This window comes from Rhodococcus sp. OK302, from assembly GCF_002245895.1.
GTDB lineage: Bacteria > Actinomycetota > Actinomycetes > Mycobacteriales > Mycobacteriaceae > Rhodococcus_F.
On sequence record NZ_NPJZ01000002.1, the window covers coordinates 442,230 to 468,490 of the forward strand.

Below are 26,261 nucleotides of genomic sequence, written 5' to 3' on the forward strand. Positions count from 1 at the left end.
CACATTTCCGAATTGGCGCTCGAACATGACATGCCTCTTGTTGGTTAGAGGTTCCACAGTCCCAGTAGGGCGGTCCGCAGGGTGGGGGAGCGGACGAAGTGGTCGGTCCGCAACCTTGGACCGGGGTGTCCGAGGTCGGAGAGCATCTTCTCGGCGGTCGTGAGAGCGAGCGGGGGCAGGTCGGCGCGGATACGCAGGAAAACCATCACCGCTCCTCCCGACCGCGGGATCCGGACGGGTTCGGAGGCCACAACGGTCGGCGGGTAAATCCATTCGTCGTCGGCGGAGACGAAGACGATCACGTCGCCGGATGTGATGGTGCTGGGTTTGCCCAGGCGCAGCGATTGGAGTTGGTACTTCGCTACCGGTCCTGTCGTGGCCGGTAGCCGCGGCTGCTGCTCGTGGATCAGGTGTCGTTCGGTGGGGCTGGGCTCGTAGTCGACGACATGCTTGACGAACATCCGGGCGATCGGTGTGGGTAGAAAGTCGTTGTCGGGGTTGCGGATTCGGCCGGCTACCCCTGGAATGGGTACGGCGCGGCCGATCGCCCATTCACGGGCGGCGTTGTCGATGAATATGTGGTCGACTTCGGTGAGGTCGTCGAGATTGTCGATGAACTTCCGTACTGAGGTGATGATGTCAGGGTCGTCGGTGATGATGACGGCGTCGTCGGCGAAGGTGGAGTTGATGGTTGCGTTCGCGGAGCCGATCACTGCTCGCCGGCTGGTGGCGATCACCTTCGCATGCAAGGTGGGGCAGGACAGAACCCGGACGCCTTTGCCGAGGTAGTGGGCGAGGGCTATGGGGGAGGTGGCGTGCGCGCGGATCGCTGCTTTGGAGGCGTTGACGACGAGGACGTCGCCGGCGCGCAGTGGGAGTTGTTCGGGTGCGTTCTGGTCGAGGTAGGCAATGGCTGCGTGGCGTGTGCCTCGTGTGCGGATGGCGCGGGTGATGTGTGGCCACGGGTTGGGTCCGTGGAAGGTGGTCCCCATGTGGTTGAACGGTAGTCGGGTGTGTGGCCGGTGTTGTCGACTTGGACGCGATATCGATCTGGGATGTCGATCTCTTGGTTCTGCCGCTGGTGCTGTGGTGACGGCGGTTGTTGCGCTCTCTAGTGGGTGAAGCTGAGATGTCGAAACTGACAGATTGATGCTGGCACCCCGAAAGTCCCGCTCATCCTGACGGGCCGAGCGGGGCATTTGTTACTTGTTGTGCCAGGCCAGTTCTCGTATGTGATGCCTGTTGACCTGGGTAGGGCAGGTTGAGAGGCGCCGAGGTCAGTAGTCCCTCTCAACGCCGACCAACAACTAACCCTCTCCTCGAAAGTGCGTGACATGGGAGCAGCCCGCCCTTACCTACCGGTCGCTTCGCTGACTACATCCGTTCCGGTCCGGCGGGCACAACGCAATCTCATCGCAAGGTCGGGGCATTTTATCGTTTGTGGACCCTGCGGGCTCAAGTCGGAAGCTCGCACGGTCAGCACGCTGAACCGGATGCGTGCGAGCATCAATTTTACGTTTCGACACGGTTGGAATGGCCCACCCCCGACGAACGCCAGCCGGACGGGCAGGCCATCCGCGGTAGACCCCTCGACACGCGGAGCGTCGCCGCACTTCAAAGTTTATCCGGTTTCCGGGCAGGTGACGGGCTCGTATGGATGGCGGGGCCCCGACTCGGGCGATCGATAGAGTCAGGGTTCCTCCAACGTCATCTGCATTGAGCACACAACACAGAGACCCACTAGCCATGCCGAGCTGCCCCTCATGACTGACCCGCCGCATCCACGGTAGGACCGCGTCCGAGCCCCGTCCAGGGTTTGGTTCGAGATCTTCGAGCAGGTGACCAAAGTCCGAGCCGGGACTGCCTGGGTGTCGCACCGTCGCATCGCGGTAGATCACCGACACCGCGTCAGCCGCTGCTGGTAGGTGATTGGGTGTCCACCCCTGTCTGCGGGGTACCCGATCGTGATGGTGGCTCGCGATCAGGGTGAGTGATGCATGGAGGATCCGAACACGGAGGGTTCCGAAAAGGAACACCACCGACCATCAATTCTTCGGGTACCGGCAGTCCTTGTAGTCCTGTCCTGATAGACAACTGATGGAGTGCGAATGAAGAAAATGTCTTTGACGGCACTGGGACGGGAACAGCTCGCCCGCGCAGAGCGTGCGGCGGCCGGGCGCAGTGCCAGCACCGTATACGGGGGCCATGAACACGTCCTGCGTCAAACTTTGATCGCGCTCGCTGCGGGTCAGAAACTCGACGAGCACGAGAACCCGGGCGAAGCCACGGTCCATGTTCTGCATGGTCGCGTTCGGTTGACCTCGGGGGGTGAAGCTTGGGAAGGTTCGCCTGGGGATCTGATTATCGTGCCCGATTCGCGGCATGCGCTCGAAGCGCTCGAGGCATCCACGGTGTTGCTCACGGTAGCGAAATTGCCTGCTCCACCTGTGAATACGTAGTCGGCGCACACCTGGAAACGGTCACGGCGGGGATCTTTCCTGTGTGCGGGTGGCCCGCACAGTCATCTCGACTCGAGCCTAGGTACCCCCGTGTATGTCGCCGTCAGCGATCCACGATGTTGAGTGACGATCGCGGAATATAGTGCGAATCCTGTTGCTGCGCAACCGAAGCGCTGATGTGTCCCACACATGGCTGTCCAGGAGTTGCTCTGCGTGAGGTTCTCCCCGGCCAGGTGAACGAATGGCCTATGCCCGTCACCGGAATCGTCTGTCGATAACGTTGCGTGGTAGCTGTTCGGGAGTCGGATAGGTGATCAGTACACGAATGTTGTCCGGGTCGATGCCGTCGACAAAACGGATCCCGTCCTGTGTGTTCGAGTACGTACTGGGATAGTGGATGCGCAGCCGTTGTTCGATCAGTCGCAGTTCTTCTTCGCTGTCGGCGGACCAGATGATCTGATCAACGCCGACATCGCCGATCTCGCGTCCCCGTCCCGCATCGTGCGCGCGTAAGTACATCTGGAAGCCGCTCGGCGTCAGAAGAAGGGCGGCGTCCGACTCGTGAATCGTGACCGTGCAGTGGAACACGTCGCGGTAGAAGTTCACGGAACGGTCAAGGTTGGACACGTGCATCAAACACGATGAAATCCTTGCGGCAGTACCCATTTCGTTTCCCTTTCGTATTGCCTGGTGAGAATCCTTACGTTACCGCCGGTACAGCGTCGTCGAATGTGGTCGCGCCTGCCGGCGGGAAGGTCTGCGGTTACGGGCGGTGCCGGGAGGCTGGGGCATGGCAGGGCGGCTGAGTCGGTGGGGCGCCCGCCTCCGGTGATGTGGCCACTCCCTCACGTGGATGAGTTGAGAGCGGGCCGAAGCTGGTTTGTCGGAATAGAGTCTTGGTCTCAATAGGTCAACGCATCACCGACGATAACGGATCAACCCCAGAAGATCGGATCCCCACCGTTTTCGATGTGATCGAGCAAATCCTGAACATGAGGGCTCGGATCCAAGAACTGGTAACGGTGAAATTTGAGGTGCCGATCCCGCCAATACAAAGTCCACAACCCGGTTTTCTTCGTGAAATGCAGCCGGGCAATCGGGAAACGCGTCCACTCCGGACCGAGGTCCTCCCGCCACGGCGGCCGGCATTCGCAGATCGTGACATGGCGCGGCGCGATGTCGCATTCGACCCGAATCTCATGTCGCAGGCGATCGGGAACTCTAATGGCGCAATACTTCACGATCCGGGCGACATCGAGTTCGGGAAGTCCGGTAGCAGCCATGCCCACCATCATGCCAACCGCCGTTATGGCCGGCCTTGCTATCCGACTGCGGAGGAACCGAGCACCTGGTCTTCTCGTTGTCGTGGACTATCCCAGTCGAGCACCCGCCGAGGCCGATCGTTAAGTCGGGCCACGATCACATTCAGGTCCTCCTGGCTGAAAGTACGCAGGTCAGCGTTCTTGCGCAGGTACTGGCGAAGGAGCCCATTCGTGTTCCTTACGGTGGAAGGGTGCGGATCGGGGACGTCGTAGGTTCTCGACCGGCCCGGAGACGTCGGGTATGGCTCATTTGTGTTTGCCGCCGTGAGGACGGCTCAACGAGATTGGCCGCCCGGCGCCTCGCAACGGCTTGACCACTGATTGAGAGTCGCGATCCATCGCTTGGTAAGGAACTGCTGGCATGGTCGTTCGCATCGGGGACGGTTCACTTCCGCGCTGACGGAGGGAGAGCATGGTGGTCAGGGTGTGGGCTGGAATCGATGCGGGCAAGAGTCACCATCACTGCGTCGTGATCGACGAAGACGGCAGGCAGCTGTTTTCGCGTCGGGTGGCGAACGACGAGAGCAGCTTGCTCACATTGATCGCGAACGTGCACGCACTCGAGGTGGATGCAGTGACGTGGGCAACGGATCTGAATCACGGTGGAGCGGCGTTGATGATCGAACTGCTCACCATGCACGACGAGGAACTGCTTTACATCCCGGGCAAGACGGTTCACCACGCCGCGAGTACGTATCGCGGCGACGGGAAGACTGATGCCAAGGACGCGGCGGTCATCGCGGATCAAGCCCGGATGCGACGGGACCTTCAGCCGCTCCGACACGGGGACGAGATCAGCGCGAACCTTCGGTTGTTGACGGCGCGGCGTGCGGATCTGGTGATCGACCGGACTCGGGCGTTGAATCGACTGCGGGCGACGCTGTTGGAGTACTTTCCTTGTCTCGAAGCCGCTTTCGACTATGCCAACAACAAGAGCGCCTTGGTCCTGCTGACGAGATATCAGACACCAGATCAGTTACGTAGGGCCGGGACGAGACGCGTAGCGGCGTGGTTGGTCAAAGCCGGCGCGAGTAAGGGAGAGCTGATCGCAGAGACCGCTGTCAGGGTGGCGCACGCGCAACACACGGTCGTTCGATCACAGGACATAGCTTCACGCATCGTCTCTGAACTGTCCCAGGAGGTTCTGCGTCTGCACGAGAACGTGGCGCACGTTGATCACGAGATTGAGGCCTTGTTCCGGCAACATGAGGACGCGGAGATCCTGCTCAGCCTCCCGGGTTTCGGTCCGCGGCTCGCCGCCGAGTTCCTCGCTGCGATCGGTGGTGGCCTGTCGGGTATCGAGAGCGCCGATCGTCTAGCCGGGATTGCCGGTCTGGCACCTGTTCCACGCGATTCTGGCCGGATCAGCGGTAACCATCATCGTCCGCGCCGATACGACAGGAGGCTGCTGCGTGCTAGTTTCCTGGCGGCGCAGAGCGCCGCACGATACTGCCCGGATTCGCGCGCGTACTACGAAAAGAAGCGATCCGAAGGCAAGAATCACACACAATCCGTCCTCGCGCTCGCCCGACGCAGGGTCAACGTGATCTGGGCAATGCTCCGCGACCACCAACCCTATCGACGGCGAACTCAAGCTCACGCGGCTTGACAAAGACTATTGAGATTCTCGTTCGTCCCGCGTTGCCACGGATGATGCGAAGCGCAAAAGTAGACGGGCAGGTCGAGAGCTGCAGTGATGCGCTCATGCGCGGCCATTTCCAGTCCCCGATCCCAGGTCAGCGACCGACGCAGATGCGCCGGCAACCGGCGCAGGTAGGCAATCAAGGCTTCCGCTACCGTCTCGGCCCGGTACCCGTCCGGCAATGCCACCACATGCGTGACGCGGGATTGTCGATCCACCAGCGTCGCGACCGCCGACGGGCGGGTACCGAACACGAGATCACCTTCGAGGTGTCCGGGCTCGCTACGATCGCCGGCCGCGGAGCTGCGGTGATCGATGGAGACCCTGTTCCGTATCTGTCCGCGCCCGTGGGAGCGTTTCTTCCCGCGAGGTCGGCGGATCCGCCGATCAGTATGCAGTTCGTGAAATTTTGTGTCGTCGAATACTTGTCGTGACGGTATGTAGAGGCAACGGTAGATCGTCTCGTGCGAAACCCACATCTGCGGATCGTCCGGGTACTCGCGCCGGATCCAGGCCGAGATCTGCTGCGGTGACCACTGCTCGCTCAGCTTCCCCGTGACGATCTCCCGAAGAAAATGCCTGGTAGAGAGGGTCGAGGCTTGAGGGCGGCGGGCACGGACATACGCCGCGGCATCCGCGTCCACCGCCCGATAGTGTTCGCGGCCGCCGTTGCGAGCGATCTCCCGCGCGATCGTGGACGGGGATCTTCCGAGTTTGTCGGCGATCGTCCGAGCGCTGTCACCTGCGGCGATCCCACGGGAAATCTCTTCACGCTCGCCGGCCGTGAGATTCGATGCTCGCCGACGACGTGGGAGCGGCCGGATACCGCCGGATTTACGCAGGAACCGGCCGATCTGAGGGACGCTCTCCCCGATGGCCCGACCGGCCTCACTCAGCGACTCGCCTCGACGCCACATCTCCCAGATCGTGTTCTCTTGTTCCACAGTGAACCCGAGCGCCTTGTTGCCCATCCATGCCTCCACGATCACGCATCATGTCACCAGTAGTGATGCGTTGACGTGTTGAGACCAAGAATATTCGCTCATTGGATACTGACATCATGGTCGAGTCCTGGTGGTCTGAGTTCGATCGCCGACAATGCCCGCGAATAGGAGCAGGTTTCTCTCTATGACGTCGATGCGATTTGTTCCGCAGGCTCCCTGGGATGGACTGCTAACGATGACTCCCGGGGCAGTTCTGTATCGAGGGCCTGGCGGCGATGCGGATTATCACGCGCACCACGCTGTGCAACTGATGATATCGCCGGACGAACCATTCGTACTCGAACTCGAAGGGAAGGAGAAGCGCACCTCCGCGGCGCTGATACCGAGTGGGGTGGAACACAGATTGCGTTGCGGTCCGCAGCGGCTGTTACTGATGCTCGTCGAGCCCTTCGGCCCGAGGGGCAGAGGTCTCAACACCATCGCCGGACGAATGACGGGGCTGGAGTTGGAACGGGCGCTGATGCCGGTCTTGGCCAAGTCGGCCGATACTTCTGATGCCGTGGTCGTGATCGATAGCCTGATTCGGGCGGTTGATCCGGCGGTAGTAGAAAGGGTTGCTCAGCTGTCGGTACCCGTGCGCTCTGCGCTGCGATATCTAGAGCGCACCGCGAGTTCGAAACCTAGCCTCGGACAAGCAGCAGCCGAAGCTCACATTTCCCCCTCGCGGTTGACCCACCTGTTCACCGGTGAAGTCGGCATACCTTTTCGTCGATATGGATTATGGATCCGGCTGAGACGGGCAGCCGAGCACGTGGCAGGAGGTTCAAACCTCACGCAGGCGGCAGTCGCGGCGGGGTTCAGCGATTCTGCTCACCTGAGCCGGGCGTTCAAGACGAATTTCGGTCTCAACCCCTCGGTCATGTTCGAGATGAAGCTGCGCGACGCATGGCCTGAAGACACTTCAACGAGACACTGACCGAGCAAGAGCACGACGGAGAGATCAGCCGTAAAGTTCAAGCCACCCGGACATACGGAACTTAGCCTGGACACATGGTCAACCACCTGCGCCCCACGTCGATACTCGACTACAACCACAGCTCGATCCAGACTCTAGTTTTAGCCCGCGGGTGGCGTGAGCTTCCCTATGGTGACCGCATCGGTGCGGTTTACGACTTTGTCCGCGACGAGATCGCTTTTGGCTACAACGTCTCGGACGAGGTACCTGCCTCCACGGTGCTTGCTGACGGCTACGGTCAGTGCAATACCAAGACATCGCTGTTGATGGCCCTATTTCGGGCCGCCGATATACCTTGTCGGTTCCACGGCGCCACCATTCACAAACGCTTGCAGAAAGGCGTGGTCAATGGATTCGCTTACCGCCTCGCACCGGAGAACATCCTTCACAGTTGGGCGGAGGTCGAGTTCGAGGATCGCTGGGTCGGACTGGAGGGAGTGATTCTCGACGTGGGTTATCTCGAAGGTTTGCGGAGTACGGTCGCAACCGGCGGTGCGTTCCTCGGCTACGGCGCCGGCACCGAGAACATCGACAACCCGCCAGTTGCGTGGTGCGGCACCGATACCGCTATCCAGAAGACCGGGGTGAACCGTGACCTCGGCGTATACGACGACCCGGACGCCTTCTATCGCGAGCACGGGGTAAATATGACGGGGCCGAAAGGGTTACTTTTTCGTCAGGTAGTCCGTCACGTTATGAATCGTAAGGTTGCTTCGATCCGAGGTTGTGCGATGCAACCGACAAAATGAGCGATTGAACTCGGGATCGGCTCGAGGACAGGCTAGCTCAGCAGGCTACGGACTTACTTGGCAGTTCGCCTCTTTCTACAGGTGGATCTCTTGTGACGCGGCTTCTCGCCGTCGGCGAGCATGCAGCGGACCGGCAAGCTGCGCCGGGAAGGGCGGGGACTGGTGCGCCGGAAAATCTCTGGCTATGCGTACATTTCTGGCCTGCAACCACATTCATCACGTGCGTAAGCCTGGCTGGGGCCCTGGCCGGTGATCGGCTAGGGCCTCGAATGCTAGATGTGGCCGGCCTGCGATTGGCTAACGCGTTGACTCATTGACTTGACTCATTGACTTGACCTGGTTGACCGAGGATGATGGTCTGCATGAGCACACCATTGAAAAAGGTCGTGGACGACCAGCTGGACGCCCTGGGAATGGCGGCGGAGCAGCTCGACGCCGACGACGCCAAGTACGTCGCTGCGGGCGTGAAGAACGTCCTGTCCAGCCTGCGTGCTCGCCGGGTGTGGGAGAACCATATCGGTGCGATTCTCACCCACAAGCAGATGCTCGACGCAACGAGCTGGTCGAAGCAGAACCTCAGCCAGGCGGTCAAGGATTCTCGCGTACTGCGCCTCTCCGCTGCCGATGGAACGTCCGGGTACTGGTCCGGCGGTTTGACCGATTCAGCTCCACATGTTCCGATCGCAGGCGTCAAGGAGGTCCTCAAAGCGTGGGCGTCGGCCGATGCGCAGCCGTGGACCATTGCATCGTGGATGTCGACGGAGCAGAGCGAGTTGGACCGGCGAACGCCGCGTGCGGCGCTGATAGACGGCGACTATCCGTTGGTGGTGACGCTGGCGCGGCGAGCGGCAGAAAGGCTGTCTGCGTGAGCGCCACTCGGGCTGTCCAGCATTTGAGTGAACCACCGTCCCCGGATCAACTCCGGGGACGGTTTCCTGTGCTGACGGTGTCGGCTGGGACGGTGCTGTATCGGACGCACAAGGACGGCTTGGGTGCATGGTGGTTCGGGAGCAGTTTGCAGGGGCGGTTCGACCTCGCTGGCCCGTATGGGACCTGCTATACAGCGGAATCGGAACTGATAACGCTGCTCGAATGCTGGGTCGGAATCCGGTACATCCCTCGGACTGAAATCGACGGCCGCGCATTGTCCGCGGTGGCGGTTGGCCGTGACATACAGATTGCCGACGTTACCTCGAACATGGCCATCGAGTTCGGAATGACGTCCGAGATCAACACCACCGTCGACTACGACCTGACCCAACGGTGGGCAGAGGCGTTCCGCGCTGCCGGATTCGATGGCATCAGATACTGGGCGCGGCACGAAATGTCGCACACCCACGCGTGCCTCGCGTTGTTCGCCGTTGGCGGCGATCGTACGCATTCGGCTACACGGCCTAGCGACTACTTGGTGACCGACATCGATCTGCTCGTGGACCGGGACGACTTGTGGGTTGTACTCGAAAAGGAAACCGGCACACAGATTCTCGATATTCCTGGGACTTTCTGACATCGATCTCGACAGTGAGGTCATTGCGCGGCAGGTAGCGAGTCCAGTGTCCGAAGAGAATAGGCGTCGGCGGTGTGTGTGGGCGTTTGGCGCCCTCTCTCGAACCAGTTCGGGCTGGGGCTCCGTTCCTGGTCCTACCGCTTCGGTGCCCAGCGGTCATGACAACGAGGGCAAGCTCTTGTTGCGCCGTGACATGCACTGGCTTTTCGGCCATGGTCTCATCGCGGCCGACTCAGTCGGAACGCTCGACGTGGCTGAAGAATTCCGTAAGTATCCCCTTTACGGTCCACGGGACACTCTTGACTGTTCCCATAGCCAAGAAGTAAACGGGTTGGTTGCAGCAACACTGGCAGGAATGGTGAATGCACTTGTAGGACTTGCGGGTTCGTCACCTGGCGCCAGCGCAGTTTTCGCAGTGGGGTTCGGGGCGTGCGAAACACTCGGGGTCTGCAGGCGGGCTTCCGTGAAGTCGAGGAGATGATGCTTGAACGCGGTGTCGTGGTGAGCTACGAGACGATCCGGCGGTGGTGCGCCAAGTTCGGGCAGGCCTACGACAACGGGCTGCGCGGGCGGCAGTCTCGGCCCGGTGACACATGGCATCTCGACGAGGTCTTCATCCGCATCAACGGTACCCAGCATTACCTGTGGCGGGCGGTCGACCAGGACGGTAACGTGCTCGATGTGCTGGTTCAGTCACACCGAAACGCTTTGGCAGCCAAGCGATTCTTCCGCCGGCTGCTCACAAGGCTGGAGTATGTGCCGCGGGTGATTGTCACCGACATTTAGATTGGGTGAGGGCCCACGAGACGAACGAAACACCGACTGGAGCGCAAGGCGATTCCCGAAGTTTGAGTGTTCGCCCGCGGACCCGCCCGGGTCGGATCGGTGTCCCTGTTCGGGAACTTGGAGCTGCCTCGTGAAGACGGACTCCTGCTTACCGAATGTCTGGGCAATGCCGTCCCCCGTTCCGGGCTTGTCGTCGACGTTCTCCCGAACAGAAAGGCACAGCACATGAACCTCACCCTCGGAATCTACCTCGCCTGCCGGGCAGCGCATCAAGCCTCGCTCGCACGCCCAGATGGCACCTACATGTGGACCGGCAAAAAGTTCTTCACCCGACCAACAGACCTCGAAAAGCTTTGGACTGCAATCGGACTCAACCAAGAAGACGCCGTGACCGTCGTGTTGGAGCCGACCCGCAACGCGTGGGCACCGGTCGCCTCGTGGTTCCGCCGCCGCGGTGCCACCATCGTCATGGTGCCCACCACACAGTCCGCTGACCTGCGGGCCTACTACTCCAAACACACCAAGAACGACCACCTCGACTCCAAACTGCTCGCCCGGCTACCGCTGCTCCATCGGAGAAGGACTGCGCGAGCACACCAGCGACGGACCCGCCAACCCGCTGCGCAGAGCGGTCAAGATGCGATCGTCGATCGTCAAGCGGCGCACCGCGATCTACCAACGACTGGATGCGCAACTCGAACTGCTCGGCCCCAGCTGGTACGACGCCTTGGGCAGCAAGTACGGCAAATGTGCACTCGCCGTACTGATCCGCTACGCCGACCCCACCAGCATCCTGCGTCTGGGCCCCGCTCGTCTGACCCGATTCCTGATCCGGTATTCCCGCGGAGCCTGGCGCGACGAACACGCCCGAACGCTGCTGGCAGCGGCGCGCGAATCACTCGAACTGTGGGGTCCTGACGGCATCGACTTCGCCGAACTCGCCGCCGACATCGCGGTCGAGGCACTGCAGGCCCGAGTGCTCACCGAGCAGGTCGAGGATCTCGACGAGCGGATCGCCGATCTCTACGAGGAAGCCGACCCGACAGGGATTATCGCTTCCGCGCCGGGGATGGGGCCGGTCAATTCCGCTGTCGTCGCCGGCCGGATCGGTGACCCGCACCGGTTTCCCAGTCTCGCTGCGATCCGTGCCTACTCCGGGCTGGTCCCCAAGGTCAGCCAGTCCGGACTGCACAACCACCAATACGGGCTGACCAAGGCCGGGGACCCACTTCTGCGGGAGGCCTTGTTCAATGCCGCCGACCACGCCCGCAAGACGGACCCGCAGCTCGCGGTGAAGTATGTCCGGCTCAGGAACTCCGAACGTCACCACGACTCCGCGATCTGCCACATCGCGACCACGCTGCTGACCCGGATCGCCGCCTGCTGGCGCGCCGGAGAGTATTACGTGTTGCGCGATACCGACGGCCGCATCATCACACCCGCGGAGGGCCTCAGCATCGTCCGTGAACACCACCTGGTTGACCCGAAGATTCGCGAGAAGGCTGCTCACCAACGTCAGTCGAAGCGGCTGAAGGTGAGGGCGGGTCGGGAGCAACAGGAGTCGCCGAGCGCTCCAACATCCCGGCCCACCGATTTCGAGTCTACGAGGCTCGATGTCGCTTGACTGTTGTTAGGAACTCAAGCTGGGTAGCTACGGGGTGGCCCATCGCGAGATGCTGTCATCGGTGGAGCATCGGCAGTCGAAGTATTTTCAGCAACCGGGCCGAGAATTCCCATCAACCCGCCCGACAGCGGGAGCGGGCGATGAAACGCTTCACCTCAGCCGGGCACGCGCAACGCTTCTCTCCGCTTTCTCGGGTATTTCGCCGCATTTCCGGCCACGCCGACACCTGCTGACCGCGGTCGAGTGGCGTACCGAGATGGCCGACCGTTTCGCGGTCTGGCAGGAAGTCACCGCGACCGACGCCGCTGCCTGACAGTGAACGGACCGGCGGTATACCGGAACAGCATACCCAAAACAGGTTTCGCGGCAACGTTTTTCAGGCAACGTGACAGTGCCCTCAGTGAGGACGAACTACACGCCAAGATGTCGGAAGTACGTTCCCGACTCAATCGAGACTGAAAATCGCTGCGCCCCACAGAAACCTGGACGCAGTCACGTCTGGACGACGCCGACCACCGGCGCAAAGTCACACGGCGGCAACCCATTGCTCGTATTGTCGAGCACGCTACCGAAAACCACGAACACGACGGTGCCTCGGCCCGTGTCGAGCGTGTTGGACAGAGTCACGACGTAATCAGCCGGGCGCTGCTGATGGAGCGGCGCACGTCCGGATGCCATGGTGCTCAGATTGACCCACGCAACCTCGAGCAGGTCAGCTTGGCGGGGCGAGGACATCGCCGTGTTCATGGCGCTGAAAAACACATTCACCTGGCCCGGAGCGATGATCGGCACCGGCAGACTCTCGTCGACCGCGGGACCCGCAATCGCTTGGGCAATGCCGACCGAGTAGTTGTCGCTGCCAAATCCGCTCGGCAGACAATCGGCCGCCGCCGTGTCGTACAGGAAAGGCTGGGCCTGTCCTTCTACCAGGTGCACGGACCTCGGAAAATAGTTGTATCGAGGAGCCCCGCCGGCGATCCGCGAGAGCGTCGTCGCGACTGACGCTGCAGTTCGGGTACTGATCGGCATCGCTGCGGACTGCAACGCAGCCGATACTGCTGCCACGTCGCCCAGCGGTTGGGCGTTGGCCTGAGCCGGGCCGGTCACAGCCATGACAACACCGACACACGCCATCAGTCCTGCAATCCGTTTGTGCATGCCTGAACAGTAATGCGAACAGTCTGTTTTGGTTTGGGTGGCGCGCCGTAGTCCGGTGCTGGCGCGCACCCTCATTCCATCGCCACTGGGTTGCCACCGGTAGTGGAAATCGAGTGCTCGTCGGGCGGTTTGTTCGGCACGGCGAGAGTGATCGTGTTCGTTGGCGCGTTCTGCAGGGGTGGTTGTCGCCCAGTCGATCTGGGCGAGTCTCCATCGCAGAAAGGCGCCGGGGCGAGTTAGTTGCGCAGGCCATACCCAGCCGCGGGTTTGGGTGTCCTTGGTCAGTTCACGGGCGATGTCTCGGCCTGTCCATCGAGTGGTTTCGATTCCGGTTTGTTCGAGGATGTTGCAGATCATTCCGATGTGGCCGGTGGTTTTCAGAGCTGGTGCATGGGCCACTAACTGCGCGGCTGCGCGTTGCAACCCGATGGTCCGGGGTGTGGTTGTTGTTTGGTGGATTGTCTTGCCCGCGTGCGCTTGCACGCGTGTTGGCGGTCGCCGAACACCGTGCGTGGTTATTGCTAGGCATAACCCATTCGGGTCCTGTTGTCGTGACGACATGTTGCAGTTGGCCCATCCGGGTGATGGTCTGGGCACTTGCGACTCGATCTGATGAACCACCTGCGGATCACCCGCCACGGACCCGGTCGACCTCGCACGAAGCCGGACCGGGTCCGCGCAGACGAGGCCTACTCTTCTCGCACCATTCGCTCCCACCTGCGCGAGCGCGGCATCGGGGCATTCATCCTGCAACCGTCGGACCAGATCGGGCGCCGCGTGTCACCGGTGGTAATTCGGTGCCTCGACAGTCATCGCGATGTCATGCGGGTGCGATTCCTTCAGACCGGCCGCGGTGATGCGGACGAACTTGCCGCGGGCCTTCAGCTCCGGCACCGTGTGGCCACCCACATAGAACATGGTCTGGCGCAGGCCGCCCACCAGCTGGTGAACGACGGAGGAGAGCGGTCCGCGGTAAGGAACCTGACCCTCGATGCCCTCGGGGATCAACTTCTCGTCGGACGGGACATCCGCCTGGAAGTAACGGTCCTTGGAGTAGGACGTGTTCTTCCCACGCGTCTGCATGGCGCCCAGCGAGCCCATGCCGCGGTAGGTCTTGAACTGGCGGCCGTTGACGAAAATCAGGTCACCCGGAGACTGCTGCGTTCCGGCCAGCAGCGAGCCGAGCATGACGGAGTCGGCACCGGCGACGAGAGCCTTGCCGATGTCGCCCGAGTACTGCAGGCCTCCGTCGGCGATGACCGGGACGCCTGCGGGGATTGCGGCCTTCGCGCACTCGTAGATCGCGGTGACCTGTGGGACACCCACGCCGGCGACGATGCGGGTGGTGCAGATGGAGCCCGGGCCCACGCCGACCTTGATCGCGTCGGCGCCGGCGTCGATGAGCGCCTGGGCGCCCTCGCGGGTGGCGGCCTGTCCGCCGATGACGTCCACGTGCGCGGCGGCCGGATCCTTCTTCAGGCGCGCGATCATGTCCAGCACGCCCTGGCTATGGCCGTTGGCGGTGTCCACGACCAGAACGTCTACACCGGCTTCCACGAGCGTCATGGCACGGTCGTAGCCCTCGCCGAAGAAGCCCACGGCGGCGCCGACGCGCAAACGGCCCTCGTCGTCCTTGGTGGCAAGCGGGTAATCCTCGGCCTTGTCGAAATCCTTGACGGTGATGAGGCCCTGCAGGACGTTGTTCGCGTCCACCAGCGGCAGCTTCTCGATGCGGTGCTTAGCCAGCAGCTCCAGAACGGCGTCGCGGGACGTGCCCACCGGAGCCGTGATCAACGGCATGGAGGTCATCTTCTCGTCGATTTTGGTGGTGGGCCACTCGGTGCGCGGGACGAAACGGGTGTCGCGGTTGGTGATGATGCCCAACAGCTTTCGGTCCTCGTCCACGACCGGCAGACCGGAGACGTGGTAGTGCGCGCACAGATCGTCCAGGTCCTGCAGCGTCGCGTCCGGGGCGATCGTCACCGGGTCGGAGATCATGCCCGATTCCGAACGCTTGACCTGGTCCACCTGGCGGGCCTGGTTCTCGATCGAGATGTTGCGGTGAATGATGCCGATGCCGCCCAGTCGGGCCAGGGCGATCGCCATCGGCGCCTCCGTGACGGTGTCCATCGCGGCGGAGAGGATCGGGACGTTGATGTTGATGCGGCGGCTCAGGCGCGTGCTCGTATCCGCTTCAGAGGGGATGACGTCGGTCGAGCCGGGCAACAGCAGTACGTCGTCATAGGTCAGGCCCTCAAAGGCGAAGGGATTGAAAATTTCGTTCGCGCTCACGTGCAACGCCTTTCGGATGCGGTCAGGACGGGTTTCACCATCCTAGGGTGCGTCTCCTCACACCTTTGTCCAGGTAGTGATGGCTCGAAGAGCCCGGGAGCCTCTACCACTATTTTCCGACCAAAGAGGCGATTGCGGCTGCGATTGTGGTTCGCTACCTCGACGAACTGATCGCGGAGTATCGCGTGCTCGACGACGCTGTCCTAGATGCTGGAGCGGAACTCGAACACCTCATTCGCACTTCCTTGCGGTGACGCATCGTCATCCACAGGCCTCGACGATCTATGCGCAAGACTCGCGGATCCTCCGCGCGTGCGACGTTGACGAGAACTTCCAGTCCCGTACCTTTTCGCTGCAACAGTATTGGCTTTCGACTCTCGAAAGAGGCTGTAAGGCAGGGGACTTCGACGGGCAGTTGGATGTCCGGGTCGCCTTCCGATTGATTCGCGACGGGCTTTGGCTCACCGTGCGGTGCTTCGAGCCGTCGACGGTGTATCCGTTGGAGCGACTTGCTGATCAGTGTGTGCGGCTGTATTTGGCGGGTGTGCTGCGCGGGGTGGGTTGAGATGGCCAGCTCACCCCACGCAGCGGGCGCAACATCGCGACTCACCCGGTGGGGTGGAATGCGCTGACTGTCAATGTGATCTCACGGGAGGCGTGCGGATACACCAGCGCTGATTTCGAGGGTCGTTCCGGATACATGCCGTGCCTGATCGGAGGCGAGGTACAAGACGGCGGCCGTAACGTCGGATACCTCGCTCCAGGGCACTCGCATGGGATTGAGGCCGGCGTATCGACCGGCCACCTGTTCCTTGGTCGGGTTGTCGATGTCCGGTGCGAACAGCGAGTACATCGCCTGGTTGTGGACCATGTTCGTGGAGACGGTTCCCGGGCATACGGTGTTCGCGGTAACTCCACTCCCTGCGGTCTCGAGGGCCAGGGATTTCGTCAGTCCGATCACTCCCCACTTAGCGGCGGAGTAGTGCCCGAGATTCGGCGTGCCCGCTCTACCGCCCATCGATGCGACCGTGATGATGCGGCCGAAACCTTGCTCGATCATCGGGGGCGCAGCAGCCCGAAGAGTATTGAACACCCCGGTGAGGTTGATGTCGATCATGGTGGCCCATTGAACGTCGGTCAGGTCCGCGATCTTCCCGAAACTCACCACGCCCGCGTTCGCGATGCAGATGTCGAGCCGTCCGAATTCTGAGATGCTTCGGCTGACGGCAGCTCGTATGCCGCCGCTGTCGCGGGTATCTATTTCCATTGTGATGCAATGAGATCCGGCTGCTTCGACGAGACGTTCCGTTTCCTTCAGGTCTTCCGTGCGGGCGAGTGGGTACGGAATCGTGTCCACGTCCGTGCAGCAGTCGATCGCGATGATCGTCGCGCCGCCTTCTGCGAGGGCCTGGGCATGGGCGCGTCCCTGTCCCCTCGCCGCGCCGGTGATGAGCGCAACTTTCCCTTCGAATTGGGTCATGTGCCCTCCCTTCTCAAATTTTGTAGTAGCGGCGAGCATTGTCGGAGTAGAACGAACGAAGCTCCCGGTCCGATGATTCGCCGACAATCGCGCGCAGCGATTCGATGAACTGACTGTAGGAACCGGCCATTGTTTCGATCGGCGTGTTCGATCCGAAAGTGACTCGGTCCCAACCGAATACCTCGATCGCACCTTCGACCCATGGTCGCAGTGCTGCCGACGACAGGTCGCCGGTCACCATCCCCAGCCCGGAGATCTTGCACAATGCGTTGGTGCGCTCCGCGCAGGCGCGCATTGCCTCTGCCCAGTGGTCGCGATCAGCGCCTGTGGTCGATGAGGGCCAACCGCAGTGCTCCAAGACCACCGTTACGTCTGGGTATCTCTCGAGAGTGCGTAGCCACGCAGCCATGTTCGGAGGCTGTGTGACCAAGTCGAATACATGGTTGCGGTCGTTGAGCCATTGCAGCACAGCATTCGCCGCGGTGCTGTCGGGGTGGAAGTCGTAGAGGACGCGCACTCCGCGGAATCGGTCACTCTGGGCCTGACGTTCGAGGTCGGCAATGATCTCGGACTCCGACAGTGTGGGGTCGATGGTGCCGATCGTCACCAGGTTCAGTGCTGCGCGATCGGCGAGTTCTTCGACCCAAGCTTGCTCATCGAGGTAGGTGCGGGTTGCCGTGGTGGCGGACACGTGCACGAAAGCGTCGACCTTGAAATCTCCGGCCGCCTCGAGATAGTTGGTAGGTAGGAAGTCGCTGTACAGCTCGGGTAGTTCTAGCTGGCCGGCCATACTCTGCAATGCCGGATACCACGCGTTGTCGGTGACAGACCACAGATGCACATGCGCATCAACTACGTCATACGTCAATTTGTTCAGCTCCCGTTCACGAAAGGTAGGTAGGCATTCGACGCGAGCGCTCGGTGGCGCGTGTCGTCGGTAAACCTTTGGGCACCACAATTCTTGGCTGATCGGGACGAGATTACCAACGCTTAATCCGACTGGATCTAGCATGTGAGCATGCTAGATATGAGCGTGCGCGATCTCGAATACGTTGCTGCGTTGGAGGCGGAACGCAACTTCACCCGGGCGGCGGAGCGAGTGCACATCGCGCAGCCCGCTTTCAGCCAAGCGATCCTGCGAATCGAACGCCGCATCGGCGTGAAACTGTTCGATCGCACCAGCCGCACGGTCGCTCCTACGGCCGCGGGAACCCTGTTGGCTGCCCGTGCACGCCACATACTCGTCGATATCGCTGACGCCATTGACGCGACCCGTCGAACCGGCGCCGCCAATCCTGCTGTGTATGTGCATGTTTCCGAACCCTCACTCACGGTCCCGCGCCGAGTGCTCTCGGCGCTCCGACGATCGTGTCCGGACCATGCCATCAATCAAACAACATTGCCGCACAGTCAGGTTCGCGACCGACTCGTGAGCGGATCCCTCACCCTGGCAATTGGAGAGGCCATTCATGGACCGGGATTGCAAACTCGGTTGCTCACCCGTGAACCGGTGATCGTGGTGATTTCCGACGATCACCCACTGGCCGCATTCGACGCCGTAGACCGCGCAGAGCTCGTCCAGTACCCGATCGTGTCTATCGACAGCGCCCTCAGTCGCTGGAACAGCTTCGTCGAAAGCATTCTGGAAATGACCGGAGAAGCACCGAAGTGGAGTCGCACCACCACGTTCGGCGCAGCCACGGGCGCAGACCTAGTCGACGACTGCGACACCGTCCTGATTTGCGTGGAGTCCATGGGCTATCAACCCCCGGGGCGAACGTGGCGACCGATCTCGCCGCCATGTGCGACGGAGTGGTATGTGACCTGGCGAACCGATCTCGGCACACCCCAGATCATCGATGCACTCGCCACAGAGTTTCCCAATACTTGAACGGAAGGAATTTTCTGATTGATGGTTGATCCGACTCGGAGTTTTGAAAATTGGGTGAGGGTTTGTAGTTTCAGGCCTCGTTCGCGGCTTGGTTGGTTGTCTAGAAACTGAGCGGCTGTGATTTCCAGGTTGCGGGCTCGATGGTGTGGCAGCTGATTTCGGACGCGATCCAATGCCGAGGCACTTCGCGAGATCCTTCAACGCCATCCCGGCGATACCGACGTACACGTCATCTTGTCTGGGAGCGGGAAGGCACGGTGGGCAACTGATCCGCAGTTCCGCGTCCGCAAGGCTTCAGACCCCTGGGCAATCTCAAGGCAGGTCATGCTTGCGTACGTGGGTGGCTTCCACTGCGGCCACCGGCGCCGGATGGGTGGTTCGTCATCTCACCGATTTCAGAAATCTCAAGGTGAAGCGGATGGGCGGGTATCTCGCTTGCTGGTTCCGGCAGCATCTCGACTGCAGACGGGTCGACCTGTCACGCCCGGAGCACCCTTCAGGCGGTGCCGGCCTGATCGGTGAACCTATCAGGCCGGCACCTAACCTCTCGTACAAGATTGAGGTTAGGTCGTCAATCGAATGGGGAGGGTCTTCCATGTTTGTAGGGTGTTGTTTACTCCTCGCTGCGGTGTGCCCGCCAGCTCGATGTGACTGACTTTGTCGATTAGAACGGTCAGGAGTGCTTCCGCTTCGAGTCGCGCCACGTGTTGGCCGACGCATTGGTGAAGGCCCATCCCGAATCCGAGGTGACCGGATGGATCGCGCGTGAGAGTGAACTCGTCTCCGTCATCCCACCGTCGAGGATCACGGTTTCCTGCACCGATGAGCAACATAACCTTGCTGTGCTGGTCGAGTTCTACCCCTTCGAGTTCGACACGCTTTGACGTCGTGTGGAAAACGAACTGTAGCGGGGACGCCCAACGGACAGCTTCGTCGAAGGCGCGGCGCGCCAGCTGTGGTTCGCTACGGAGTCGTTGCCACTCGTCTGGATTGGTGGCGAAAGCGTGCAGGATGGCCGCAATTCCATGGACAGTCGTGTCGATGCCGGCGGACAAAAGTGAGCGGACCACCAAGGGTGCTTGGTCCGCTGTGAGTTCTCCGCGGTCCGAGGCTTCCCATATTTTGGCTCCGAAACCGTCGGGACTCAGTGATTCTCTCTGGCACAGCGTTGTCACCCACTGAGAGAGTTCCGTGAGTCGTGCTGCGCCGCTGTGGAAGTGTTCGTTTTGGGGGCCGAATGCGTTGAAGACAAGGTCTCCGTAGGCCAGCAGGTTGTTCCGATTCTCGGCGGGTAGTCCAACTGCGTCGGGAAATACCTTCAGCGGAAAGGCGGATGCCAAGTCGGCCATCGCGTCGATATCCTCACCTGCTGCAAGAAGGCGATCGACGACCTCCTCCGCCTCTTCGGTCCACTGTTCGCGCAGTCGGCGAAGTGCGCGCATACCGAGCACCTCGGTGAGGACTCTTCGAGGGGCGTCATGCTCGGGCGGGTCGGTCTCAGTCGGAGTTGCCGGAGGCCTCCAGGGCTTTTCCGTGTGAAAGTTGGCGAGGCCAACGCCCGCTCCTACCTGGTAGTGCGGCCAGTCCGCGAATACCTCTCGGATCGTGTCGTAACGTCCGGTTGCGTACACACCGTATTCGTTCAGATAGACGATAGGGGCAGTTTCTCTTACCTCGCGTTGAACTCGTGATCGGTCGAGGAGGTTGTCTAGGGAGTACGGATCAATGTCGCTGCGCGAGAAGGACTGTGGGGGAGTTGTCGAGGTCGTCATTGTGCTCCGATCTGTGTTCATAGGTCGAGCGTGAGTTGCGGTGTGTGAGCGCGTGAGACGCAGGCGATCATGCAATCACCAGCCTGCCGGTCAACTTCGTCGAGCACGCTGTCTCGGTGGTCAGGGATGCCATCTACCACCGGAACTTCGCACGTCCCGCAGGTCCCTTGTCGGCAGGACGAGATGATTCCGATTCCAGCGCCGCTCAGCGCATCGAGAGTGCTCGTTCCGGGCTCGACTTCAAGTTCGATTCCTGAGCGCTGGAGTTTGAGGATGAAGGAACGATCCTGCGAGGACTCGTGTGCGGGCGCTTCGAAGCGCTCTGTGTGCAGCGTATAGGGCGGACACTTCCGGCATGCTGATTCGACCACGTCCAGCAGTCCGGTAGGACCACAGCAGTACACCTTGGTCCCGGGATCCAGACCGGGGATCCAGTCGTCGAGATCGAGCAACCCGACCTCGTCTTGTGGAGCAATATGCACGTGCTCGGTGTAGCGTTCCAGCTCCTCTAGGAATGCCATCGATTGGCGGCTACGCCCTCCGAAAAGCAGTCGCCACGAACGGCCAGTGCGCACCGCTTGTTCGATCATCGAGATGAGCGGTGTTATGCCGATTCCGCCTGCGATGAAGACGTACTGCTCGGCAGGAACCATGGGGAAGTGATTTCGCGGTCCGCCGTAGCCGAGGATGTCCCCTTCATCGACGTTGGCGTGTATCCATTCGGACCCGCCGCGGCCGTTGGGTTCTCTGAGGACTGCGATGCGGTAATGGTATGTATCCCAACGGTTTCCGCACAGCGAGTACTGGCGTGCCATCCCGTTCGGAAGGATCAGATCGATGTGCGAACCGGGGGTCCAGGGCGGAAGCCGGTTCCCCGAGGGGTCCGCCAACGTGAGCGAAATAATGTTCTCTGCAACCTGCTCGCGAGCCTCGACGCGCAATGCGGCCGCCTGGCCGAAACCGTTTGGCGACATAGTTTCCGCACCACCACCTAGTGTTGTACGCATAGCGATGCCTCCGCTCATGCCAAGTCACCCTCGAGGTCGAATGCGGTCAGATCCGGTTCGCGGGTCAACTGATAGAACTCCAGTAGCGAAAAGGGCCATACCTGGGTTGCTCGCCCGAAGCTGTTTCGATACCAAGTGTGGGTCTTCGCTACGCCCCACGTGCGTAGAAGGTTGCCGGCGTCGACGCGTTCGCAAAACGCTTGCGTCGCATCGTGGTGCGGCTCGATCGTCTTCTTGCGTGTGCGCAAGAGCTCTCCGATGCACGCGACCGTGTATTCGGCCGCGCACTCGGCCATGTAGAGGGAGCTTCCGTTGACGACGACTCCCGTGTTAGGGCCCATCAACATGAAGAGGTTGGGGAAGGATGGCACGGTAATGCCCATGTATGCCCGTGCATCGCCGCCCCAGTGTTCGTGGAGATCTCGGCCACTGCGGCCGGTCACCTCTATCGGTGCGAGGTAATCCGAAGCGTGGAAGCCGGTTGCGAAGACGATGACGTCTACGTCATGCAGAATTCCATCAGAGGTGCGGATTCCTTCCGCAGTAATCGCATCGATTCCCTCGGTAACCAAGTCGACGTGAGGCTGCTTGAGGGTGGCGGACCAAACGCCGTTGTCACGAAGCATTCGCTTGGCGCCCGGCGGGTAGGTCGGCGTCATCTTCGTGAGCAGGTCTGGCCGGTCCGAAAGTTGGCCTTCGAGATGGGAGAGGAGTTGGCGCCGCAGCTCGGCATTGTTCGCCGAGGTGCTCTCGCTGTCCGTCCAATCGGGATCCGCCTCGACGAAGGGCAGCCGGCCTTCTGCTGCAATCCAGAACTGCCAGAAGCGATACCAGCGTCCGTAGTGCGGCACGTGGCGCAACAGCCAACTCATACCCGGAGGGATGTCGTCGAGATAGCGGGGGGTCGGGAGCATCCACGGCGCGCTTCGCTGGAAGACGCTCAGATGCTGCACGCTGTCGGCGATCGAGGGGACGATCTGGTATGCGCTGGCCCCGGTCCCGACCACGGCCACTTTCAGTCCGGTCAGATCCAGGCTGGTGTCCCATTGTGCTGAGTGGAAGTATCGTCCCTCGAACGATTCGAGTCCGGGAATCTCTGGAATGTTCGGCCGATTCAGCTGACCGACTGCGGTGATCACAGCGTTGACACGGAGAGTTCGACTGTGCCCCTCTGTGGTCTGTGTGGTCAGAGTCCAGGTGCCGCTGTCATCGTCGAACTGCGCTGAGACGATTTCGGTTCCGAACTGAATATTGGGTCGAAGGTCGAATGATGTTGCCACATCACGCAGATAGTTCTCGATCTCGTTCCGCGTGGAGAACTGCTGCGGCCAGTCGGCCTTCTGTGCGAACGAGAAGCTGTATGCGAAATTGGGGGTATCGAGGCGGCATCCGGGGTAGACGTTTTCCCACCACGTGCCTCCGACTTCTGTGTTCTTCTCGAAGACGACGTAGTCGACGCCGGCCTGCTGAATCCGGTGGGCAGCCGCCATTCCCGAGATGCCGGCTCCGATGATCGCCACGCTGAACTCGACATCAGGGGCGATGTCGGCTTTTTTCCATGTGGGCGATCCGTAGTCCTTCGGTACGCCGAGTTCGTGTCGTAGCAGCGGAAGGTACTCGTCGCCGGCGTCCTTGGTGAGGAATTTCATGACGTCTGCGAGGAACTCTTCGGATGGTTCGGCGGCGGGTGCCGAGCCGCGGTCGCGCAGGCGCTTGAGCGCCTTGACAGCCACTTCCCGTGCAAGCTGTTGTGCCCCTTGAGTCATTCCGCCTTGGGGCGCAATGACGGAGCCCATCGGCGGCAGGGGAGGTTTGACCTGATCCGTGAGCAGCGACAGGTCCGCGTTCGCGAGGGCGAGGGCAGCAAGCAGTGCGGGGAGTTCGGCGTCGTTGACCGCCTGTTCGAGGAAATCGTCGTCTTCGACGATCGGCAGGTAGGTGTCGTACTTGTTGTATGGGTCGCACTCACCCGTGGCGGATTCACCGATGGTAATGCCGGTCGATGTCATGAGAAGTCTCCGGTGAGGAACTCGATGACGAGGCGAGCAGTTTCCTCCGGCGCGTCGATGTTGGGCTCGTGAGCGTAGTCGACCTCGGTTGCCTGCGCGTGTGGCGTGAGGTCTGCGAGCTTCTTCGACCATCCGGATTCCAGGAGTTCGTCGTGGCGGCCTTCTATCAGGAGGAGAGGAACGTCGATCTGTGCCAAATTGTCGAGGAAAGGGTCCACTGTCTGCTTGCGTGGCGCTACAGGGTTGCTCAATCGAGTGGCGTTCATCGCTTCCCAATGCCCGGGGATGAGACTGTTCTCGTACCGCTGCTGGATATGGTCGTCCAATCCATCGAGACTTCGGACCATGTACCCGGTCATTCGCGCGGCGTCTTCGAGGCTGGGTGTGTAGTCCGCCAGCGCAGCGATACCTTCCGGGAGTCGATATGGCCCGCCCGTTCCGGAAATGCTGACCGCACGGATCGCCGGCCACGGTTTGGTGGGGTCCGATACTGCGCGCAAGACCATCGATCCTCCGAACGATGCTCCGACGAAGTGGGCACGGTCGACGCCGAGTTCTTGGCAGAAGGCGGCCACATGCTTGACGCGGGGCGAGTAGGGCGGTCGATCGAAAAACACCGCTTTATCGGTTCCACCCCATCCGAGGAGCTCAGGCGCTAGAACATGGAATTGTGTGCTCAGCAGCGGGATCACATCTCCCCAGCACAGTTCTGCTGTGGTGCCGAATCCTCCGTCGTGGACGAGGACGATGGTGTCGTGCTGGGGGTTGCCTGCTTCGAGGTAGGTGGTGTGGAAGCCGTCGGCGATGACTGATTTCTTTTCGTACACGGTGAGGGGTATCCGTTTCAGTGCGGGGGGAGGTGCGTGGCGTTTGTGACGTCGGTCAGTGTTTGACGGAGCCGCCGTCGACGCAGAGGGTCTGTCCGGTGACGAACGCGGCATCGGGGGAAAGTAGGAACTTCACCGGGCCGACGATGTCTTCGGGGTAGGCGCGTCGTTTGATGGAGCGGCCGGCGATATTGGCGTCCTCGGTATGGGATATGTCGGTGATCATCGGCGTGGCGGTGATGCCGGGGCTGACGACGTTCACGGTGATGTTGTCATCTCCGAGTTCGTCGGCGAGGCAGCGGGCGAAACCGATGACGCCGGCCTTGGAAGCGACGTAGGCGAACATGTTCTTGGGGCCTTTGAACACGGTGCCGGAGGCGAACAGCACAATCCGTGAGTCCTGCGGCATCAGCGGCACGACGGCTTGCGTGATCGCGATCGCGCCTTCGAGATTCGTGCGCAGGATTCGTTCCCAGACGTCGCGGGCCGTATCGCGGAAGGAAGACCATTGCCCCATGGCGGCGCAGTGCACAAGGTTGTGGATCTCGCGGCCGTGCAGGGCTTCGACGATGGTGGAGATGCCTTCGGGCGTGCTCAGATCTGCGCGGATGTAGAGGTCTGCGATATCTTCGGCTGTTGGTGCGGCGAGGTCGACGACGATGGTCTGGTGTCCGTCCGCGCGCAACGCATCGGTGATAGCGCGGCCGATTCCGCTGGCTCCGCCGGTAATGATTGTTGTTCTCATGGGCTCTCTCTAACGGCGTTATACGACACGATTCAGGAACGACACCACTTGGTCGTTGAAGTGGGATGGGTTTTCGATGCATGACAGGTGACCGGCATCGGGGATGACTTCGAGGGATGCGTCAGTGAGGCCTTCGAAGATTTCCGCTGTCCGTTCGGCCGGTATCTTCGCATCGTGTTCGCCGACAAGTACGAGCGCAGGGCAGGTAATTGACTCGAGGTGCGGTATGACGTCGGCGCGGAATGTTGCTTTTGCGGAATCGAGGTACGCGTCAGGATGCACACTGGAGATCGAGTCGAACAGTGCCGCGTAGTCGGATCCGTCTAGTTGGCGTGTGAGCGTCTGGTCCAGGTACCGCTTGGCGAAATCGGTCATTCCGTCGCGGGTGATCGAGGCGGTCGAGTCCTGGATCCGGGCGTCAGCAACATCGACAGGTAGTCGTGCAAAGGCGTTGGCGATCACGACGCTGCGCACCAATTCGGGATGGTTTGCTGAGAACGCAATTGCCTGTAGGCCGCCCATGGACAATCCGACCAGGTGTACCGGACCGTGATCTTCTACGACTCTCCGAAGATCGGCAGTCCAGTCCTCGACCGTGGTGGAGCCCGGCCACGGGTTGCGCCCATGGCCGCGACTGTCGGGGGTGAGCACGTTGTACTCCGGTGTCAGTGCCGGTACCTGGTGGCGCCACAGTGTGTGGTCGGTTCCAAGACTGTGCAGAAGAACGACCGTGGGGCGCTTGGTGGAATCGGTGTTGATGCGGTGGACCGCCATGTCGTCCTTTCTCTGGAGGCTGATTGATTTGAAACTCATGCAGGTTGAGAGTTTCGCCTGGACAGGCTTTCTCCTCCGACGCTCCAGCGATCACTGGGCACCTGCTGCACCAGGACGTGAACGGCGCCGGGATTGGAATGCGTTACCGAGGTGTATACGTCGGTAAGGCCGACCATGAGTGCTTCGATTTGTTCCGTAGTGAGGGAAGATGCGTGATTGACGTTGATGAGCGGCATCGAGATTTTTCCTTAAGGTTGG

23 protein-coding genes and 3 pseudogenes are annotated in these 26,261 nt (G+C 61.3%); 11 read left to right on the forward strand and 15 right to left on the reverse strand.

The window, feature by feature from the left end:
* Window positions 1-44: 44 nt before the first annotated feature.
* On the reverse strand, window positions 45-992 hold the full coding sequence (locus BDB13_RS29895; protein ID WP_094275627.1) for a phospholipase D family protein: 948 nt from the start codon (window positions 990-992) through the stop codon (window positions 45-47).
* 1,116 nt (window positions 993-2,108) lie between these two features.
* Between BDB13_RS29895 and BDB13_RS29900 the strand changes: the two genes are divergently transcribed.
* Window positions 2,109-2,459 carry a cupin domain-containing protein gene (locus tag BDB13_RS29900; protein ID WP_094275628.1) on the forward strand — a complete coding sequence of 117 codons (351 nt, stop codon included), beginning with the start codon at window positions 2,109-2,111 and terminating at the stop codon, window positions 2,457-2,459.
* A gap of 255 nt (window positions 2,460-2,714) precedes the next feature.
* Here the strand turns inward: BDB13_RS29900 and BDB13_RS29905 are convergent, their stop codons facing one another.
* Both BDB13_RS29905 and BDB13_RS29910 read right to left on the reverse strand, forming a co-directional pair.
* Window positions 2,715-3,092, reverse strand: a complete 378-nt coding sequence (locus BDB13_RS29905; protein ID WP_094275629.1) for a VOC family protein — start codon at window positions 3,090-3,092, stop codon at window positions 2,715-2,717.
* A 302-nt stretch (window positions 3,093-3,394) separates the two neighbouring features.
* The gene (locus BDB13_RS29910; protein WP_094275930.1) at window positions 3,395-3,742 is read right to left on the reverse strand and encodes a DUF3024 domain-containing protein; all 348 of its coding nucleotides are present in this window, start codon (window positions 3,740-3,742) and stop codon (window positions 3,395-3,397) included.
* A gap of 451 nt (window positions 3,743-4,193) precedes the next feature.
* Between BDB13_RS29910 and BDB13_RS29915 the strand changes: the two genes are divergently transcribed.
* A complete protein-coding gene (locus tag BDB13_RS29915; protein ID WP_094275630.1) occupies window positions 4,194-5,390 on the forward strand; it encodes an IS110 family transposase in 1,197 nt (398 codons plus the stop codon).
* On the opposite strand, the gene BDB13_RS29920 is transcribed toward BDB13_RS29915, so the two are convergent.
* A complete protein-coding gene (locus BDB13_RS29920) occupies window positions 5,378-6,394 on the reverse strand; it encodes an IS30 family transposase (protein ID WP_141210768.1) in 1,017 nt (338 codons plus the stop codon). The two genes, BDB13_RS29915 and BDB13_RS29920, sit on opposite strands and share 13 nt — an antisense overlap.
* Window positions 6,395-6,602: 208 nt before the next feature.
* Here BDB13_RS29920 and BDB13_RS29925 point away from each other — a divergent pair, with 208 nt between their 5' ends.
* From BDB13_RS29925 to BDB13_RS33880, 8 genes and pseudogenes are all read left to right on the forward strand, one after another.
* Window positions 6,603-7,343: an AraC family transcriptional regulator gene (locus BDB13_RS29925; protein ID WP_254923124.1), complete on the forward strand. Its 741-nt coding sequence runs from the start codon at window positions 6,603-6,605 to the stop codon at window positions 7,341-7,343.
* 74 nt (window positions 7,344-7,417) lie between these two features.
* Window positions 7,418-8,131, forward strand: coding sequence for a transglutaminase-like domain-containing protein (locus BDB13_RS29930; RefSeq protein WP_094275633.1), 714 nt, complete (start codon window positions 7,418-7,420; stop codon window positions 8,129-8,131).
* 362 nt (window positions 8,132-8,493) lie between these two features.
* Window positions 8,494-9,000 carry a hypothetical protein gene (locus BDB13_RS29935; RefSeq protein WP_094275931.1) on the forward strand — a complete coding sequence of 169 codons (507 nt, stop codon included), beginning with the start codon at window positions 8,494-8,496 and terminating at the stop codon, window positions 8,998-9,000.
* The gene (locus BDB13_RS29940) at window positions 8,997-9,638 is read left to right on the forward strand and encodes an RES family NAD+ phosphorylase (RefSeq protein WP_094275634.1); all 642 of its coding nucleotides are present in this window, start codon (window positions 8,997-8,999) and stop codon (window positions 9,636-9,638) included. Before BDB13_RS29935 ends, BDB13_RS29940 begins: the two co-directional genes overlap by 4 nt.
* 459 nt (window positions 9,639-10,097) lie before the next feature.
* Window positions 10,098-10,418, forward strand: a pseudogene (locus BDB13_RS29945) (IS6 family transposase); the annotation flags it as partial.
* Window positions 10,419-10,727: 309 nt separating this feature from the next.
* Window positions 10,728-10,952 (forward strand): annotated as a pseudogene (locus tag BDB13_RS33875) (IS110 family transposase); the annotation flags it as partial.
* 109 nt (window positions 10,953-11,061) lie between these two features.
* Window positions 11,062-12,048 carry a transposase gene (locus tag BDB13_RS29950; RefSeq protein ID WP_254923125.1) on the forward strand — a complete coding sequence of 329 codons (987 nt, stop codon included), beginning with the start codon at window positions 11,062-11,064 and terminating at the stop codon, window positions 12,046-12,048.
* Between the two features lie 16 nt (window positions 12,049-12,064).
* A pseudogene (locus BDB13_RS33880) lies at window positions 12,065-12,361 on the forward strand (DDE-type integrase/transposase/recombinase); the annotation flags it as partial.
* A gap of 179 nt (window positions 12,362-12,540) precedes the next feature.
* Here the strand turns inward: BDB13_RS33880 and BDB13_RS29960 are convergent.
* From BDB13_RS29960 to BDB13_RS29985, 4 genes are all read right to left on the reverse strand, one after another.
* On the reverse strand, window positions 12,541-13,206 hold the full coding sequence (locus tag BDB13_RS29960; RefSeq protein ID WP_094275932.1) for an Rv1157c family protein: 666 nt from the start codon (window positions 13,204-13,206) through the stop codon (window positions 12,541-12,543).
* Window positions 13,207-13,986: 780 nt separating this feature from the next.
* Window positions 13,987-15,498, reverse strand: coding sequence for an IMP dehydrogenase (gene guaB / locus BDB13_RS29970; protein ID WP_176459804.1), 1,512 nt, complete (start codon window positions 15,496-15,498; stop codon window positions 13,987-13,989).
* A gap of 646 nt (window positions 15,499-16,144) precedes the next feature.
* The gene (locus BDB13_RS29980) at window positions 16,145-16,978 is read right to left on the reverse strand and encodes a mycofactocin-coupled SDR family oxidoreductase (protein WP_094275636.1); all 834 of its coding nucleotides are present in this window, start codon (window positions 16,976-16,978) and stop codon (window positions 16,145-16,147) included.
* A 13-nt stretch (window positions 16,979-16,991) separates the two neighbouring features.
* Window positions 16,992-17,846, reverse strand: a complete 855-nt coding sequence (locus BDB13_RS29985; RefSeq protein ID WP_176459805.1) for an amidohydrolase family protein — start codon at window positions 17,844-17,846, stop codon at window positions 16,992-16,994.
* A gap of 159 nt (window positions 17,847-18,005) precedes the next feature.
* Here BDB13_RS29985 and BDB13_RS29990 point away from each other — a divergent pair, with 159 nt between their 5' ends.
* Entirely contained in the window at window positions 18,006-18,869 is an 864-nt protein-coding gene (locus BDB13_RS29990; protein WP_176459806.1) for a LysR family transcriptional regulator, read from the forward strand.
* Between the two features lie 563 nt (window positions 18,870-19,432).
* Here BDB13_RS29990 and BDB13_RS29995 read toward each other — a convergent pair.
* From BDB13_RS29995 to BDB13_RS30025, 7 genes are read right to left on the reverse strand one after another with little or no spacing between them, the layout of a single operon-like run.
* Window positions 19,433-20,641 (reverse strand): cytochrome P450, encoded by a 1,209-nt coding sequence (locus BDB13_RS29995; protein WP_094275934.1) that lies wholly within the window; start codon window positions 20,639-20,641, stop codon window positions 19,433-19,435.
* Between the two features lie 17 nt (window positions 20,642-20,658).
* Window positions 20,659-21,648 (reverse strand): PDR/VanB family oxidoreductase, encoded by a 990-nt coding sequence (locus BDB13_RS30000; RefSeq protein WP_254923126.1) that lies wholly within the window; start codon window positions 21,646-21,648, stop codon window positions 20,659-20,661.
* 14 nt (window positions 21,649-21,662) lie between these two features.
* Window positions 21,663-23,657 carry a flavin-containing monooxygenase gene (locus BDB13_RS30005; protein WP_094275640.1) on the reverse strand — a complete coding sequence of 665 codons (1,995 nt, stop codon included), beginning with the start codon at window positions 23,655-23,657 and terminating at the stop codon, window positions 21,663-21,665.
* The gene (locus BDB13_RS30010) at window positions 23,654-24,484 is read right to left on the reverse strand and encodes an alpha/beta fold hydrolase (protein ID WP_169636543.1); all 831 of its coding nucleotides are present in this window, start codon (window positions 24,482-24,484) and stop codon (window positions 23,654-23,656) included. Before BDB13_RS30010 ends, BDB13_RS30005 begins: the two co-directional genes overlap by 4 nt.
* A 55-nt stretch (window positions 24,485-24,539) precedes the next feature.
* Window positions 24,540-25,229 carry an SDR family NAD(P)-dependent oxidoreductase gene (locus BDB13_RS30015; RefSeq protein WP_094275642.1) on the reverse strand — a complete coding sequence of 230 codons (690 nt, stop codon included), beginning with the start codon at window positions 25,227-25,229 and terminating at the stop codon, window positions 24,540-24,542.
* 18 nt (window positions 25,230-25,247) lie between these two features.
* Window positions 25,248-26,042 (reverse strand): alpha/beta fold hydrolase, encoded by a 795-nt coding sequence (locus tag BDB13_RS30020; RefSeq protein WP_094275643.1) that lies wholly within the window; start codon window positions 26,040-26,042, stop codon window positions 25,248-25,250.
* A complete protein-coding gene (locus BDB13_RS30025; RefSeq protein WP_094275644.1) occupies window positions 26,039-26,239 on the reverse strand; it encodes a tautomerase family protein in 201 nt (66 codons plus the stop codon). Before BDB13_RS30025 ends, BDB13_RS30020 begins: the two co-directional genes overlap by 4 nt.
* Between the last annotated feature and the right edge of the window lie 22 nt (window positions 26,240-26,261).

Coding starts and splice junctions, on each gene's coding strand:
- BDB13_RS29950 (WP_254923125.1), top strand. CDS start 11,062: ATGCGATCGTCGATCGTCAAGCGGCGCACCGCGATCTACCAACGACTG.
- BDB13_RS29935 (WP_094275931.1), top strand. CDS start 8,494: ATGAGCACACCATTGAAAAAGGTCGTGGACGACCAGCTGGACGCCCTG.
- BDB13_RS29990 (WP_176459806.1), top strand. CDS start 18,006: ATGAGCGTGCGCGATCTCGAATACGTTGCTGCGTTGGAGGCGGAACGC.
- BDB13_RS29980 (WP_094275636.1), bottom strand. CDS start 16,978: ATGACCCAATTCGAAGGGAAAGTTGCGCTCATCACCGGCGCGGCGAGG.
- BDB13_RS29995 (WP_094275934.1), bottom strand. CDS start 20,641: ATGACGACCTCGACAACTCCCCCACAGTCCTTCTCGCGCAGCGACATT.
- BDB13_RS29930 (WP_094275633.1), top strand. CDS start 7,418: ATGGTCAACCACCTGCGCCCCACGTCGATACTCGACTACAACCACAGC.
- BDB13_RS30025 (WP_094275644.1), bottom strand. CDS start 26,239: ATGCCGCTCATCAACGTCAATCACGCATCTTCCCTCACTACGGAACAA.
- BDB13_RS29910 (WP_094275930.1), bottom strand. CDS start 3,742: ATGGCTGCTACCGGACTTCCCGAACTCGATGTCGCCCGGATCGTGAAG.
- BDB13_RS29920 (WP_141210768.1), bottom strand. CDS start 6,394: ATGGGCAACAAGGCGCTCGGGTTCACTGTGGAACAAGAGAACACGATC.
- BDB13_RS29900 (WP_094275628.1), top strand. CDS start 2,109: ATGAAGAAAATGTCTTTGACGGCACTGGGACGGGAACAGCTCGCCCGC.
- BDB13_RS30005 (WP_094275640.1), bottom strand. CDS start 23,657: ATGACATCGACCGGCATTACCATCGGTGAATCCGCCACGGGTGAGTGC.
- BDB13_RS30000 (WP_254923126.1), bottom strand. CDS start 21,648: ATGCGTACAACACTAGGTGGTGGTGCGGAAACTATGTCGCCAAACGGT.
- BDB13_RS30020 (WP_094275643.1), bottom strand. CDS start 26,042: ATGAGTTTCAAATCAATCAGCCTCCAGAGAAAGGACGACATGGCGGTC.
- BDB13_RS29960 (WP_094275932.1), bottom strand. CDS start 13,206: ATGCACAAACGGATTGCAGGACTGATGGCGTGTGTCGGTGTTGTCATG.
- BDB13_RS29895 (WP_094275627.1), bottom strand. CDS start 992: ATGGGGACCACCTTCCACGGACCCAACCCGTGGCCACACATCACCCGC.
- BDB13_RS29915 (WP_094275630.1), top strand. CDS start 4,194: ATGGTGGTCAGGGTGTGGGCTGGAATCGATGCGGGCAAGAGTCACCAT.
- BDB13_RS30015 (WP_094275642.1), bottom strand. CDS start 25,229: ATGAGAACAACAATCATTACCGGCGGAGCCAGCGGAATCGGCCGCGCT.
- BDB13_RS29925 (WP_254923124.1), top strand. CDS start 6,603: ATGACTCCCGGGGCAGTTCTGTATCGAGGGCCTGGCGGCGATGCGGAT.
- BDB13_RS29905 (WP_094275629.1), bottom strand. CDS start 3,092: ATGCACGTGTCCAACCTTGACCGTTCCGTGAACTTCTACCGCGACGTG.